The 15,206-nt window shown below is 50.3% G+C and carries 11 protein-coding genes; 7 read left to right on the top strand and 4 right to left on the bottom strand.

The window, feature by feature from the left end:
• Positions 1–219: 219 nt before the first annotated feature.
• Positions 220–1,086, bottom strand: coding sequence for an acetyl-CoA carboxylase, carboxyltransferase subunit beta (accD, locus tag I3X05_RS19810; RefSeq protein ID WP_337971445.1), 867 nt, complete (start codon positions 1,084–1,086; stop codon positions 220–222).
• 107 nt (positions 1,087–1,193) lie between these two features.
• Here accD and I3X05_RS19805 point away from each other — a divergent pair, with 107 nt between their 5' ends.
• Positions 1,194–2,099 (top strand): LysR family transcriptional regulator, encoded by a 906-nt coding sequence (locus tag I3X05_RS19805; RefSeq protein WP_193166749.1) that lies wholly within the window; start codon positions 1,194–1,196, stop codon positions 2,097–2,099.
• A gap of 43 nt (positions 2,100–2,142) precedes the next feature.
• On the opposite strand, the gene I3X05_RS19800 is transcribed toward I3X05_RS19805, so the two are convergent.
• On the bottom strand, positions 2,143–4,200 hold the full coding sequence (locus I3X05_RS19800; RefSeq protein WP_337971444.1) for a PAS domain-containing sensor histidine kinase: 2,058 nt from the start codon (positions 4,198–4,200) through the stop codon (positions 2,143–2,145).
• A 161-nt stretch (positions 4,201–4,361) separates the two neighbouring features.
• Between I3X05_RS19800 and I3X05_RS19795 the strand changes: the two genes are divergently transcribed.
• The 5 genes from I3X05_RS19795 to ompW all read left to right on the top strand — a co-directional run bounded on the left by I3X05_RS19795 (position 4,362) and on the right by ompW (position 11,445).
• On the top strand, positions 4,362–5,717 hold the full coding sequence (locus tag I3X05_RS19795) for a sigma-54-dependent transcriptional regulator (RefSeq protein WP_193186489.1): 1,356 nt from the start codon (positions 4,362–4,364) through the stop codon (positions 5,715–5,717).
• Between the two features lie 332 nt (positions 5,718–6,049).
• Positions 6,050–7,063 carry a TAXI family TRAP transporter solute-binding subunit gene (locus I3X05_RS19790; protein ID WP_337971443.1) on the top strand — a complete coding sequence of 338 codons (1,014 nt, stop codon included), beginning with the start codon at positions 6,050–6,052 and terminating at the stop codon, positions 7,061–7,063.
• 72 nt (positions 7,064–7,135) lie between these two features.
• On the top strand, positions 7,136–9,256 hold the full coding sequence (locus I3X05_RS19785) for a TRAP transporter permease (protein WP_337971442.1): 2,121 nt from the start codon (positions 7,136–7,138) through the stop codon (positions 9,254–9,256).
• A gap of 17 nt (positions 9,257–9,273) precedes the next feature.
• The gene (gene lhgO, locus I3X05_RS19780; protein ID WP_193166753.1) at positions 9,274–10,485 is read left to right on the top strand and encodes an L-2-hydroxyglutarate oxidase; all 1,212 of its coding nucleotides are present in this window, start codon (positions 9,274–9,276) and stop codon (positions 10,483–10,485) included.
• A 315-nt stretch (positions 10,486–10,800) separates the two neighbouring features.
• Positions 10,801–11,445, top strand: coding sequence for an outer membrane protein OmpW (ompW, locus tag I3X05_RS19775; RefSeq protein WP_039434653.1), 645 nt, complete (start codon positions 10,801–10,803; stop codon positions 11,443–11,445).
• Positions 11,446–11,581: 136 nt separating this feature from the next.
• Here ompW and I3X05_RS19770 read toward each other — a convergent pair whose 3' ends face one another.
• Positions 11,582–11,833 carry a Rho-binding antiterminator gene (locus I3X05_RS19770; RefSeq protein WP_039428436.1) on the bottom strand — a complete coding sequence of 84 codons (252 nt, stop codon included), beginning with the start codon at positions 11,831–11,833 and terminating at the stop codon, positions 11,582–11,584.
• A gap of 77 nt (positions 11,834–11,910) precedes the next feature.
• Positions 11,911–12,906 carry a D-2-hydroxyacid dehydrogenase family protein gene (locus I3X05_RS19765; RefSeq protein ID WP_045568774.1) on the bottom strand — a complete coding sequence of 332 codons (996 nt, stop codon included), beginning with the start codon at positions 12,904–12,906 and terminating at the stop codon, positions 11,911–11,913.
• 363 nt (positions 12,907–13,269) lie between these two features.
• Between I3X05_RS19765 and I3X05_RS19760 the strand changes: the two genes are divergently transcribed.
• The gene (locus tag I3X05_RS19760) at positions 13,270–15,093 is read left to right on the top strand and encodes a M4 family metallopeptidase (protein WP_045568773.1); all 1,824 of its coding nucleotides are present in this window, start codon (positions 13,270–13,272) and stop codon (positions 15,091–15,093) included.
• Positions 15,094–15,206: the final 113 nt, after the last annotated feature.

The raw sequence follows: 15,206 nt of genomic DNA, 5'->3' as shown, positions 1-15,206 counted from the left end.
CCGTGACAAGCAAATTTGATTTGTATCAATTTTGCCAAGGTAAACCGAGGAAAAAGGTGTATCTAAGCACAGGGAAATGTTGACAAAATATTACGTTGTCGGCAGGGCATGCGTTATGCGCAGGCGTGGCGTTAAAGCGTTAACTTCGGCTGAATAAAATCAATGCAAACCGAGATGCGCTTGGCCACAGAGGAGGATTTTTTCGCTCTCCAGCCACACTTACTCGCTGGCAGCAATCTGTGTATTAGTCAGTTTTGCCATCAGTCTTGCAATGCGTTCGCGCAGTTTACGCCGATCAACAATCATATCGAGCGCGCCGTGTTCTAAGAGAAACTCACTTTGCTGAAAGTCGTCCGGAAGTGTTTCACGAACCGTTTGTTCAATCACCCTACGTCCTGCAAAGCCAATGCGCGCTTTGGGTTCGGCAATATTGATGTCACCCAGCATGGCGATACTGGCCGATACACCGCCAAAGGTTTGGTCTGTCAGCACGGAAACGTAAGGCAGCCCAGCCTCAGAAAGATGACGAAGGGCGGCACTGGTTTTGGCCATTTGCATCAAGGAAATCAGAGACTCCTGCATTCGTGCGCCGCCACAGGCGGAGAAGCAAACCAAGCCGCAGTTCGCTGCGAGTGCCGTTTCAACGGCACTGACAAATCGTGCGCCCACCACAGAGCCCATTGAACCTGCCATAAAAGAGAATTCAAACGCGCAGGCCACCACGGGCACACCTAGCACGCGGCCTTGCATCACCACTAAGGCGTCCTTTTCTCCGCTTTGTGTTTGCGCCAGCGACAAGCGTTCTTGGTAAGATTTGATGTCTTTAAAATTCAAGACATCTTTGGGTTGCAGTTCGCTGGCAATTTCTATTCTGTGCGCGATATCGAGAAAACTTTCCAGACGTGCCCGCGCCGCCATTCGCATATGGTGATGACATTTTGGGCACACCTGCAAGTTGGCCTGCAAGGTTAAACGATAAAGAATTTCATCGCAGGAGTCGCACTTAGTCCATATTCCGTCGGGGATGGTCGCTTTACGTGTTGCGATAAGTTTTCTTTTGTCGAAGAGTCTTTCTAGCCAGCCCATGCCGCTCCTTACTCAGTGAATCATCAATCAGAAAGATTGTACTAACCCTAAAATCGCAATAAAGTGGTAAAAATTGATTTAACAATCCAACTTTATGGGATTATTGAGTGCTCAATCATATTGATCAGCTGTGGTTAAGAAGCTTTCATTGTGTCTATGAAAACCAAAGCTTTAAGCGCGCCGCTGAGTTCCTTAATTTGCCGACTTCCAATGTCAGCCGACACATTGCCTTACTGGAAGAAAAATTGGCAACGCGTTTATTCGACCGAACCACACGCCGCATTGCGGCAACCGATGCCGGAGAGCAACTTTATGCGCGAACCCACGCTTTGTTAGCACGCTTGGATGAGGCTCTTGAAGAGGTGACGCAGCATAGCCACGAAGTGATGGGGCAGCTCAAGATCTTGATGCCCGATTCACCTGCATTAGCTCAGGCGGTGGTCGCTTTTTGTCGCCAGCACCCTTCGATTGGATTGTGCTGTGATACCAGCTTAAGCCCGAAAGAAGATCTCCTCGATGGGTTTGACGTGGTACTGAGTTTTCAGCGTGGGCCGCTTGCCGATAGCAATTGGATAGCGACGGAAGTTAAGCGCTGGCCGAGTGTGGTGGTGGCCTCGCCCGAACGCTTGCAAGCGCATCCTCTGCCGTATCACATCACCGATTTGCAACATCTCCCTTGTATCAGCAGTTTAACGGCGCTTAACGGAACGCCTTGGATTTTCAAAACTGCGCAAGGCGGATTGGTGACACAGAGAGTTCACTCCTCGTTTCGAGTCAACAGTGGCAATCTTGCCAAATCGGCGGCGTTAGCCGGGCTTGGTTTCGCCATCCTGCCAATCGATTTTTGCCAAGAGGAGATAAAGGCCGGCCATCTTGAAATGGTCGCATTGGAATACCAGCCTGATGATCTGGTGTTGTACGCTTTTTATGCATCGAGAAAACACGTAGCGAGAAAGATCCCCATGTTTATCGATCACCTGCGACGCCAAGCGAATGAAGAGATGAGCGTTTAAAAAATGCGTTGATGATTTTCTCACTATGCCTTCGTCGGGGCGTCTACTCTGGGTGAGCCTCGAGTAAAAACGTCAGTGTAAAGGTTAATCCGGCACTGGCGTTTTTGTTGACCGAGATGTGCCCTTGCATATCGCGCATGTTATTGGCGGTGATCGACAGGCCCAAGCCAAGCCCTTCACCGATTTTTTTGCTGGTCGCGAAAGGTTCAAACAGTTGGCTTAGTTGCTCCTCACTGACACCACAACCATTATCGCTAATAGCAATGCTCAGTTCGTTTTGCGCTATTGAAGCGGAAATCATCAGTTGAGGTTGTGCGGTGGCTTTCATCGCGTCGATGGCGTTGGCGATCAAGTTCCCCAGTACTTGTCGCAAACGCTGCTCTTCGCCCAACACATTGGCCAGCGGATGGGGCAGACGCACTCGCACGTCGATGGGGGCCAGTTCTGCTTGGTAAATCCGCAGCGTTTCTTGCAGCGCCTCAGGCAGTGACACTGGACAAAGTTGTTCCGGCTTTTGATAGGCAAAAGATTTAAGCTGGCTGGTCATTTTACCCATGCGATCAATCAGGCGATGAATCAACTGATTATTGGATTTCAGCATCGCCAACTCGCCTCGTTCCATCAGTACTTCGTTACTGGTGAGCAGCGTTTTTAAGCCCGTTAACGGCTGGTTAAGCTCATGGGTAATCGCGCTGGACATCTTACCCAGTGCGGCGAGCTTGCTGCTCTCAATCAGCTCTTGTTGCGCCGCTTTTAGCTCGGCGGTGCGCGCTTCGACTCGGTTGGTCAGCTCTTCATTGGCTTTTTGCAGCGCCTGTTCAGCCTTTTTGCGTTTGCTGATGTCGAGCACGGTCACCAAATAGTGATGCTCGCCGTGCCAAGGAAAAGCGGTGAGGGAAAACAGTAAAGGAAACTGGCTGCCATCACTGCGCCGTCCCATGGTTTCAATGGCAGTAAGTTCGGCTAAATCTCGGTGTTTGGGCAGGTTTTTTAACAACGACAAAATCGTGGAAGCGGGATTGCCAATATCAAACAACTGCCACGCCGGCATTTGTTTGGTCATGCTGTCGGAGAGGCTAAAATAGCGCTTGGCCATTGGGTTGATGTCCTCAATCTGGCCTTGGGTGTTGAGCAAAAATAACCCAACATGGGTTTTGTTGATCATCTGGCTCATGCGCTGGCGAGATTCGTCCATCAGTTTTTGAATGCGTTGCTGGCTCAAGTTTTTTTGCTGACGCTGGTAGGCGATGACGGCAAACATCAGCAGCACAAGGTTGCCAATGGTTATCCCCCAACTGGCGGAAACGACCGCTTGGCGAACGGGCTTGTAACTGCTCAGATAGGTTAGTTGCCAGTGGAGATCGTCCAAGACGATGGTTTGTGCAAGGTAAGTGTCGTCTTGGTTGTGCCAAAACAGCAGCGAAGTGCCGTCTTTGAGCTCTGAATGTTGGTGAACAATTTGCGGTTGGTGTTCGTTGAGCCAGTCGGCGGTCATGTCTGGATGGCTGGAGAGAAAATAGTCGCCGCGCAGGTTCTGAAACAAGATCGCGTCACTGCTGGTTAACGCTTGTTCGGTGAGCAGGCGCAAATTGATCTGCACCACGGCGATGCCGACAATATCAAAATCAATGTTGATGGGCGCGGCGAGATAGAAAAACGGTGAGGAGCCTCGAGTTTTACTCACCAGTGAGACGCCTTCACGCTGGGCGTGGATCTGCTCGACAATCGCATCAATGTCGGCCTCGCTCAGGCGCTCATCTTCCAAGCTGGAAATGAGCAGGTCGCCGCTGGCCGAGAGCAAGTACCAGCCTTTGGTGTTGGCGGCTTTGTCGAGTAGGGTCAGCTCATTGCGCAGTGCTGGGTAAAGCGTGCTATCGCCAGCTAAAAACGTTTGGCTGTTGCGGTTGTTGGTGATCAAATACGGCAGATGATAAAAACGGTGTAACGTGCGGCGAACATCGCCGATGTAGTCGAGAAAGCGCTGCTGAGACTGTTCGATGCTTTGCGCGGTTTGCCACTGTCGAACCAACTCTTTCCCTGCCCATTGGCTGACAAAAAACCAGATCAGTATTGCTGTTGCCAGTACTGCTTTTGCCCTCATCAACGTGTTTCCTTGATCGCCTCAACCGGGCAAGAGTGCGCTGCCTCATTCGTTTGTTAAAGCTTTGTTGTCAAGAAGTGAGATCCAGCTCCTTTTCCCTCGCAGGCTTTTTGCCTAACGTAGCGTGATATCAGCACATTAGTATAAGTGGTAGCACGTAAATGGATTCGATTTCTCCCCCTCATATCGCCCTCGTTGAAGACGATGACATTGTGCGCCAAGCGACCGCACAATGGCTACAACTGGCGGGTTTTCACGTTGAGGCATTTAGCCAAGGTGAAGCGGCGTTGGCTGAAATTAAGCGCCGTGCCTTTGATGGCGTGGTGAGTGATGTGCGCTTACCCGGCTTGGATGGCTTGTCCTTGATGGAGGCGATTCAGGCTGAGCAGGTGAGCTGCCCGGTCATCTTGATCACCGGACACGGCGATGTCGACATGGCGGTGAAAGCGCTGCAAAAAGGCGCGTACGATTTCATTGAGAAGCCGTTTAATCCTGAGCGTTTGTCGCAAACCTTGCACACTGCCGTGAGTGATTATCAACACCAAGCCAAAAGCACCGATCGTAGCCACTATCTCCAGCAGTTACGTGGCATCGAGCAATTGTTGATTGGTAATAGTGCGGTGATGTACCAACTGCGTGAACAGATTGCCAGAGTGGCCGCCATGGACACCAATGTGATCATCTATGGTGAGACGGGCACGGGCAAAGAACTGGTGGCGCGCAGCCTACATACCGAAAGTGCGCGTCGGGCCAATCCATTTGTGGCGATCAACTGCGGCGCCATTCCGGAAAATCTGTTTGAAAGTGAGCTGTTTGGTCATGAAGCTGGCGCGTTTACTGGCGCGAATAAACGGCGGGTTGGTAAGTTGGAATACGCCGACCAAGGAACGCTGTTTATGGATGAGATAGAAAGCATGCCGATGTCGATGCAGGTTAAAGTGCTGCGCAGTTTGCAGGAAAATCAGGTGGAGCGAGTGGGTGGCAACCGACCGATTAGTGTGGATTTGCGAGTGGTGGCCGCGGCGAAAGCGGATCTGCTTAATCATCCCGATTTTCGTCAGGATCTTTTCTATCGCCTTAACGTGGTGCAGTTGCATCTTCCGCCTTTACGCGAGCGGGAAGAAGACGCGCTGCTGCTGTTTGAACATTTTGCGGCTCAGGCCAATGCCAACAAGCGAGCGTTAAGCTCTGCGGAATCGCGCGCACTACTTAGCTATGGCTGGCCGGGCAATGTGCGTGAGCTGCGCAATGTGGCGATACGCTTTGCGCTGGATGAAAGTTTGTCGGTGATGGAAATTCTCTCCAACCGGGCGGGTTTTGCTCAAGAGAACTTGCCGAGCGGCGTACCGCTGGCGATACAGTTGCACAACTTTGAGCGCAAAGTGATTCATGAAGCGTTACTTCGTCATCAGGGGAGTATTGTCGAGGTGATGACAGAGCTGGATCTGCCGCGCCGTACCCTCAATCAAAAGATGCAGAAGCTGGGGCTCAACCGGGCCGATTACACCGATGGATAACTCTGCAACTGGGCGTTTTGTCCATGAGCAAGATCTTGCTCATCATAAAAATTAACAAATCTATTACTTTGGTCACATCTCAGCGTTGGGATGTGGGTGGAGTCACAAGCTGATTTTCTATAATTACATGATTTCATTCGTTTTTATTTAGATGTGCTTATAGGCAAGATCTTGCTTACTGATTTCGTGCTTTATAAGCAAAAAATGGCTCATTTCGTATTGTTTCTCTCATTTTTATATTAAATATCAATAATTTAAAATCTGGCATCGCTTTTGCTCTAGCGGGTTGTTAGTAACAAAAAAATAACAACCACCCTACACGGAGTGTAACGATGAAACTCAATAAACTGATGAAATCCCTTGCGCTGGCAACCCTGTCTCTTACTGCCGCCTCCAATCTGCATGCCGCCGAACAACGCAGTTATATCTTGGCCACCGCATCTACTGGCGGCACTTACTACCCTGTGGGGGTGGCGCTGGCGACGCTGAGCAAAGTAAAGCTGGAGCCGAAATATAAGTTTTCCCTCTCGGCGATAAGTTCGGCGGGATCGGGCGAAAACATCAAGCTGTTAAATGAAAAGGAGGCGCAATTTGCGATTCTGCAAGGGCTTTACGGCGCTTGGGCTTCCAGCGGTGATGGCCCATATGCGCAAAGTGGCCCGCAGACTCAACTGCGTTCTGTCTCTATGCTGTGGCAAAACGTTGAGCACTTTATCGTCCGCACCGATCTTGCTCCCTCCGGAACGGTGACGGATCTTAATCAGATGAAGGACAAGAAATTCTCCATAGGCACCAAAAACTCCGGTACAGAGAATTCGGGTCGGCAAATCATGGCTGGGTTGGGGGTCAATCCGGATCAATTCAACCTCGCCTACATGGGCTATGGCGCCAGCGCAAGCGCGATGCAAAACGGCACCATTGACGGCATGAACACACCAGCAGGCGTTCCTGTTGGTGCGGTGACGCAGGCGTTTGCGGCCATGGGCAATGACATCACGCTACTGTCGTTTACCGATGAACAGATCAAACAAGCCAACGGTAAGTATCAACTGTGGACCAAATACGTCATTCCGGCTAACACCTATCCCGGCGTGAATAAATCCATCACCACCATCGCGCAGCCGAACTTCCTTGCGGTGCGTGAAGATGTCTCTGAAGAAGATGTTTATCAATTGACCAAAGCGATTTACGAAAACCTGCCATTCCTGCAAGGCATCCATAAAGCGACCAAAGACATGGCGCTGCAAAAAGCCATCGATGGTTTGCCTTTGCCACTGCACCCGGGGGCAGCGCGTTATTACAAAGAAGTCGGTATCGCGATTCCGCAAGCATTAATGGCGAACTGATGTCCACGGGCATGTCTGAGCGCTTGTTCAGCGTGCCCTGACTTTGTGATTTCAGCCCCATGGAGCGAACGAATGAGTGATTCTTTACAACAACAGTTGCAGCAGTTTGAGTTACCCACTCGGACTGATTTTCCTTGGGTGACGGCAGCGATTACCGGCATCGGCGTGGTGCTATCGCTGTTGCACATCTGGTTTAACACCTTATCAACCCTGTCTGAACTGTGGATCTCGGCGACCCACTTTGCTGGCTTCGCGCTGATTTGCCTGCTTTGGTATCCCGCGCACGCCTCGTTAAAACGCAGCAAGCTGGCCTTAATGGTCGATGTGTTGATCGCGCTCGCGGCACTCGGCTGCCTTGTCTACCTTCCTTTTGCCGAAGATGCGCTCTATCAGCGTGGCGTGAAATTTGTCACTTCCGACTGGGTTGTCTCTATCGTGGCGATTTTGATCGCGATAGAAGTGATCCGCCGTACCATGGGCTGGTTTATTCCGGTGCTGATCGTGATTTGCCTAAGCTACGTCGTGTGGTGGGGCAAATGGGCGGGCGGCATTTTCCACTTTCCCGGCTTGAGTATGGAAACCTTGCTGTATCGCAGTTTCTTCTCATCCGAAGGGATGTTTGGGTCTATTTCGCGCATTAGCTGGACCTTCGTTTTCATGTTCATCTTGTTTGGCGCGTTTTTGGTCAAGTCCGGCGTCGGTGATTACATCATCAACGTTTCGCGCGCGGCGGCAGGCAAAATTATTGGCGGCCCCGGTTTTATCGCCGTGCTCGGCTCGGGGCTGATGGGCTCAGTGTCGGGATCGAGCGTCGCCAATACCGTTTCAACCGGGGTTATCAGCATTCCGCTGATGCAAAAAGCTGGTTTTCCATCGCGCTTCGCCGCAGGTGTGGAAGCCGCCGCCTCAACCGGAGGGCAGTTGATGCCACCAGTCATGGGCGCTGGGGCGTTTATCATGGCCTCTTACACGCAAATTCCGTATGTCGATATTGTGGCGGTGTCGTTTGTTCCGGCGCTGATCTACTTTTTGTCTGTGGCGTTTTTCGTCCGCATTGAAGCCAAACGCAGCGGAGTGCAAAAAGTGACCACCAGTGATGAGTCGCTGTTTAAAGTGCTGTTGTCTGGCTGGCATAACCTGATCCCGCTGGTGGTGTTAGTGACGCTGCTGGTGAAAGGGTTTACCCCGACTTACGCCGCAGGCATTTCTATCCTTTCGGTGATCGTCGCTTCTTGGTTTTCTAAAGATCACAAGATGGGGCCAAAAGAGATTATTGATGCGCTGTCGCAAGGGGCGAAAAACATGGCGACCACGGCGGTCTTGCTGGTTGGCATTGGTCTGGTGATCAACGTGATTACCACCACTGGCATTGGCAATACCTTTTCGCTGATGATTAACGGCTGGTCGCAGGGCGATCTGCTGATCATGCTGGTGCTGATTGCCTTGGCATCCTTGGTGCTGGGCATGGGGCTGCCCGTGACCGCTGCGTACATTGTCTTAGGTACACTGTCCGCGCCCGCGTTGTATCAACTGATCGCGGAAAATCAACTGCTCGAGCTGATGGTCAACGGACAGATGCCAGAGCAAGCCAAGGCTATATTTATGTTGGCCGCGCCAGACAAGTTTGCGCTGCTTAGCGCGCCGATGTCGCTGCAAACGGCGACGGAGATGTTGGCTCTGGTTCCGGTTGATTTTAAGGAGACCTTACTTGAACAAAGTTTAGGCATGGAAGCGGTTGGCTTGGCGCTGTTGGCGGCGCATTTGATCATCTTCTGGCTCTCTCAAGACAGCAACGTCACCCCGCCTGTCTGTTTAACCGCTTTCGCAGCGGCAACCATCGCCAAAACGCCGCCCATGCGCACCGGATTAACTGCGTGGAAAATTGCCAAAGGCTTGTATTTAGTGCCGCTGTTGATTGCGTACACTGGGCTGGTGAGCTGGGATGTGACCACGGTGTTGATGACAGGATTTTTCGCCATCTTTGGTACTTACGCTTTGATCGGCGCGATTGAAGGTTATTTGGAAAGCAAGATTAACATTCTGATCCGCATCGTATTATTAGCTGTGGGCGCACTGATGGTGTGGCACGATGTGCCGTTGTGGGGACGTGTGCTCTCGCTCGCGATTTTTATCGGGATTTTTATTTACAGTAGCCGGGCATATAAAACGCAGTCGCCTATGGCGACCGCGTAGAGGGAGGAGAGCAAAACGTGTATGACTACATCATCGTTGGCGGTGGCATTGTGGGTGTCTCCACCGCGTGGCAATTACAACGCCAGTTTGCCGATAAATCGGTGCTGCTGTTAGAAAAAGAAGCGCAGTTTGCCAAACATCAAACTGGCCACAATAGCGGGGTGATCCATGCGGGCGTTTACTACGCGCCAGGCAGCTTGAAGGCGGATTTTTGCAAACGCGGCGTAGAAGCGACCAAGGCGTTTTGCGCTAAGCATCAGATCCCGGTGGAAAACTGCGGCAAGCTGTTGGTGGCGACAAGCGGGGCAGAAATGGAACGAATGGAAGCGCTTTATCAGCGCTGCCATACCAACGGCATTGTGGTTGAACGGCTTGATGCTGTGCAACTGAAACTGGCGGAGCCCAATATCGTTGGCCTTGGTGCTATTTATGTGCCGTCGACCAGTATTGTCGACTACAAGCAGGTGACGGAAAAAATGGCGCAGGAGTTTATCGAATGCGGTGGCGAAGTACGTTTGCAAAGCGAAGTGGTGGCAATTGAAGAGCACGCAGAAGAAGTGCAAATCACGTGCGTTTCTGACGGACAAAGCGTGCAGATTAATGGGCGATTTTTGATCTCGTGTGGCGGACTCATGGCCGATCGGCTCACTGAAATGATGGGCATTGCCACCGATTTCCAGATCATTCCTTATCGCGGCGAGTATTACCGCTTGCCAGCTCACCACAATCAGGTGGTGAAGCATTTGATCTACCCAATCCCCGATCCCGACTTGCCGTTTCTTGGTGTCCACCTGACTCGAATGATTGATGGCAGTGTGACGGTTGGCCCAAACGCCGTACAAGGCTGGAAGCGGGAAGGGTATCAAAAGTTCAATTTCAGTTGGCGCGATAGTGCGCAGATGTTGGCATTTCCCGGTTTTTGGAAAGTAACCGCCAAACATTTGCGCACCGGAGTGAAAGAGTTTATCAACTCGTGGTGGAAGCCGGGGTATTTGCAATTGGTCAACAAATATTGCCCGCACATCACCTTGGCGGATCTGCAACCTTATCCCGCGGGTATTCGCGCCCAAGCGGTGCTCTCGGACGGCAGCTTAGTGCATGATTTTTTGTTTGCGGAGAGCCCACGCAGCCTGCATGTGTGTAACGCGCCGTCCCCCGCCGCCACTTCAGCCATTCCGATTGGCGAGTACATCGGTAAAAAAGTGATCGAGAAAATGAAGGCGCAGTGACGCCTTCCTATTTTCCTTTAAAAACAATCAGTTTAACCCTCACCTTTGGCAATTTCGCACTATATTAAGCTAGCCTCATTTGCTTGTTTCTTGACTGAATGCAATTTAAGTGTGACACACGCAATTTGCATTACATGATTGTGGTTTATTTGCAATAAATGTTGATCGGTGAAGCATTTTTGTAATCAACGCGTCACTAATTTTTACAAATTGATTTCCGTCAAAATGGTAGGGTTATTATGTGCTACTGTGCGCGCAACAAAAAATTCTTACAAATTAGAAAGATAATTTAGCCCTACATAAAAGGAATAAACAATGAGAAAAACACTTTCTAGTCTTGCAGTGGTTGCAGCGCTTTTTTCCGCAAACGTTCTTGCGCATGCAGAAGGCGACTACATCTTACGCGTCGGTTTAGCCTCTGTGATGCCAAACGACAGCAGCGATAAGATTCTGGGATCCTCTAATGAGTTGGAAGTTGACTCAAACACCCAGCTTGGTCTCACGTTTGGCTATATGTACACCGACAACATCAGTTTCGAAGTGCTGGCAGCAACGCCATTTAGCCACAACATTTCGACAGAACTGGGCGGTTTGGACAACATCGCCAAAACCAAGCACTTACCACCGAGCTTTATGGTGCAGTACTACTTTGGCACCAAAGAGAGCACGTGGCGCCCTTACGTTGGTGCAGGTCTGAACTACACCATGTTCTTTGACGAAGGGTTTAACGATCGCGGCAAAGGTGCCGGCCTGTCGGATCTGAGCTTAGAAGATTCTTGGGGATTGGTGGCCAACGTCGGTGTTGACTACGCGCTGAACGACACTTGGTTCCTCAACACCTCTTTGTGGTATGCCGATATCGATACCGAAGCAACTTACAAAGCGGGTGGTACAACCTATAAAACCGATGTGACGATTGACCCTTGGGTTGTGATGTTCACTGGTGGTTATAAATTCTAATCGGCTTAAAAAGACACCATCAGCAAAGAACACACAATTTCACTAACTATTTGGCGAAGTTTCGCCCGTCAGTTATCTAGTTCGTTCCTTACATTAAGAGGAGCCCGACAAGGCTCCTCTTCTTCCTTCTCTCATCTCACTCTTGGGTGAATTCAATTTGAGTGAAATGGGGATTTTCGCAAAGTGCGGTCATCGCGAGGATCTGTTTAGTGGGCACCAACACTGCATCGCCGCCAACTTCAATCTCCATACATTCCTGCTTCTGTTGGTTGTAACTGGTCGTGAGGGCCAATCCGGAAATGCTGTTGCCGTTGATTAAAGTTAATTCAACCGCAATGCCATATAAGCAGGCGATTTCAATGTAGTCATATTGGCTGCAACTGATCATGGTGACTCCGTTTCACGTGGTTATCGTTTGCTAAGCACAGATTGCCATTCTACTAACTAAACAGGTACAAACAGATCTTAAATCGCGCTTATTTGTGCGGTGAGTGTCTCAGGATTGGCGATATTTTGCGCTTTACCATTGGCAAACGCATTAATGTTCTCAAACGCACAGCGAAAGTACAGCTCGTAGCTGTTTTGCTCAACATAGCCGAGGTGTGGCGAGGCGAGCACGTTGGGTAAAGTCAGCAGCGGTTGATTCTCTGCGTTGGCGGGTTCTTGCTCGTAGACATCAACGGCGGCAAATTTGTCTGGGTTGTCAGCCATTTGTCGATATAACGCCCCGGCTTGTACCAGCTCGGCCCGACTGGTGTTGACAAACAACGAGCTTGATTTCATCTGCGCTAAGTCTGCTTGAGTGACGATGCCACGCGTTGCATCATTTAAGCGTAAATGCAGTGAAAGCACATCCGCGCGGCAAAAAAACTCGCTTTTACTTTTCGCTGCGTCAAAGCCATCTTGCTGCGCTTTTTGTCGCGACGCGTCACTGCCCCAAACCAACACTTGCATGCCGAATGCTCTACCAAACTGCGCAATCATCTGGCCAATCTTGCCATAACCCCAGATCCCGAGCGTTTGTCCGTGCAGTGTTTGCCCAAGCCCCGGCAAGTCACTTTGCTGCCAGCGACCGCGTTGTAGATTGTTGAGATATTGAGGTAACTGCCTACGCGCGGCCATGATCAAGGCCCAGCACAGCTCCGCGGGTGCTATCGGCGAGCCGATTCCCTCGGCTACTGCCACGTTGGCTTGTGTACAGGCAGCGAGATCGAGATGGTTGCTGATTTTTCCAGTTTGGCTAATTAACTGTAAGTTTGGCAGTTGGCGAAGTAGGGAAGCAGTGATCGGGGTACGTTCGCGGATGAGGACTAGAGCCTCAAAGGGCTGAAGCCTCTGCGCCAGTGTTGTTTCGTCGTTGATGGTTTGATTAAAGACTGTCACCTGATGATCATCAAGTAGCGAAAAACAGCTAAGGCGCCGCACCTGATCCTGATAATCGTCCAAAATTGCAATTTTCATGAACTCTCCTTGTGAATGAACCCTGCATGTAACACAAATAAATCAAATTCTTAAGCGAGATTTTGAGAGAATGTTCGCAGTAATGTTATTGATAACTCTGTGTCAAAACAAATAAGCACAAAAATATAATTAGCGAATAATTCACTGATTTTTATAGTTGTATTTTATAAAATCAATCAATACTGAATGTCTCAATGTTAATAATATGTATCATTTTGTATACATATGGTTAAATTTATTTTTATAAAAAATTGGCTGAGTGATTTTTTGTTGACCATCTTTCTCGTGCCAGCGGTGTTCCGTTGGCCTTCAACCACATAGATGAGGTTGGAGAAGGAAAAACTATATCAACAGGAATCAAGAATGAAACACAACCAACGTCAAATTCCTTGGCTGATTGCAGCCGGAGTCATCTGTTCTCTTCCAGTCACAGCCGCCGAGATGGTCCCCGTATCCGATAGCAATATCTTGGAGCAGGCGCTTTCGCTACAGGCACAAAGTGTGGCTCCAGTTGAAAATGGCTTTCAGGCAGTCAAGAGTGTTCAGCTTCCTAACGGTCAGGTACGAGTCCGTTATCAGCAGACTTACCAAGGGATCCCTGTCTTTGACACTGCGGTGGTCGCAACAGAAACTCAGTCAGGTTTAAGCAATGTTTATGGCACCATGGCGCAAGGCATCGCAGGCGATGTGGCCTCGGTGAAACCAGCTATCGACCTCAAACAAGCCATCAACATTGCGCTGCAACGCCACCAGACGATCAGCTTCAATGGCCAGCCTTTTAAGGTTGAAAACGAGAACGGTCAACTGATGGTGCGCCTTGACGAAAATAACAAAGCGCAGGTGGTTTACTTAGTTAATTTCTTTGTTGCTGAAGAAGAGCCATCTCGTCCGTTTATGTTCATTGACGCCAACAGTGGCGAAGTGCTGCAAAGCTGGGATGGCCTTAACCATGCAACGGCGCACGGTACTGGTCCTGGCGGAAACAGCAAAACAGGCCGCTATGAGTACGGTACGAACTACCCGGGTTTTGTCATCAACAAAGTGGGCACCACCTGTACCATGGACAACAGTGTGGTCAAAACCGTTGACTTGAAGAACCGAACCTCGGGAAGCACCGCATACAGCTATAGTTGTCCTGGTGAAAGCAACTATAACGACTACAAAGCGGTTAACGGCGCATACTCTCCACTCAATGATGCACACTATTTCGGTAAAGTGGTGTACGACATGTATCAAGATTGGATGAACACGGCTCCGCTGACGTTCAAACTGACCATGCGCGTTCACTACAGCAGCAGCTATGAGAATGCGTTCTGGGATGGTTCTGCGATGACCTTCGGTGATGGCGCTTCAACCTTCTATCCATTGGTTGATATCAACGTCAGTGCCCACGAAGTGAGCCACGGCTTTACCGAGCAAAACTCAGGGCTGATTTACAGCGGCATGTCCGGCGGTATGAACGAAGCCTTCTCTGATATCGCTGGTGAAGCGGCTGAGTTTTACATGAAAGGCAGCGTTGACTGGTTAGTTGGGGCGGATATTTTCAAATCGAGCGGCGGTCTGCGCTACTTTGAACAGCCATCACGCGATGGACGCTCAATCGACCATGCTTCGCAATACTACAACGGTTTGGACGTGCACCACTCCAGTGGTGTTTACAACCGCGCTTTCTACCTGTTGGCGAACAAGTCCGGCTGGAACGTGCGCAAAGGCTTTGAAGTGTTTACCTTGGCAAACCAACTGTACTGGACCGCGAGCAGTACCTTTGATGCTGGTGCTTGTGGCGTAGCAAAAGCGGCTGGTGACATGGGATACAGCGTGAACGATGTGGTTGATGCGTTTAACCAAGTGGGTGTCAACGCAAACTGTGTACCAAACAACTCACGTGTGCTGGTCAATGGTACGCCAGTGAACAACCTCTCTGGCGCATCCGGTTCGCTTGAGTTCTACACCTTTACCGTGGACAGTGCAGCGAGTGCGGTGGTTTCCATCTCTGGCGGTAGCGGCGATGCGGATCTCTATCTCAAGGCTGGCAGCAAACCCACCACAGGTTCTTGGGATTGCCGCCCTTATCGCAACGGCAACAGCGAGAGTTGTTCGGTCAATGCGCAACCCGGCACCACCTACCATGTGATGCTGCGTGGTTACTCAAGCTACAATGGCGTGACACTAAAACTACAACACTAAGTGGTTTGTTTTTCCTAAAATCAGATCGGGCAGGCACTCCTGCCCGGTTTTTCGTTTACATAACCAAATGTTCTAGATAAGACGACAATGTTTTGTCTTGAGTGCTTTTGTTT

The organism is Vibrio navarrensis (assembly GCF_015767675.1).
Taxonomy (GTDB): domain Bacteria; phylum Pseudomonadota; class Gammaproteobacteria; order Enterobacterales; family Vibrionaceae; genus Vibrio.
The sequence above is the reverse complement of the archived record's forward strand: the minus strand, read 5'-3'. Positions and strand labels throughout refer to the sequence as shown.